This is a genomic window from Leifsonia sp. HAY1-4F (assembly GCF_056755275.1).
In genome coordinates, this window is record NZ_JBNDHX010000225.1 from 1 (window position 1) to 337 (window position 337).

Consider the following 337-nt stretch of genomic DNA (forward strand, 5'->3'; position numbering starts at 1 on the left):
GTCAAATACCGGCTTTTTCCACAACATTTGTGGAGACGCAGTTTTTTCCATTTGCAGAACAGCTGGCAAATAACATCAGGGATAACAATCCCTGCGGAAATGTAATATTCTATATGACTTGGGGTAGAAAAAACGGAGATACACAAAACTGTACTCCTGGCTCTTACCTGTGTACTTATGAAGGAATGGATGATATGCTTTATGAACGATATATGCAGGCGGCGGCGTATAACGAAAGCATAGTTTCACCAGTAGGCAGGGTATGGAGATATATACGTATGCATTATCCTGCATTAGAGTTGTATGAAAGTGATGAATCACATCCCAGTTATTTAGG

The 337-nt window shown here is 40.4% G+C and carries 1 protein-coding gene; it reads left to right on the forward strand.

What is annotated here, in order from left to right; translation table 11 throughout:
• Positions 1 to 29: 29 nt before the first annotated feature.
• The coding region (locus tag ACPYOG_RS19315; protein ID WP_481295750.1) for a hypothetical protein at positions 30 to 337 on the forward strand (308 nt) is incomplete at its 3' end.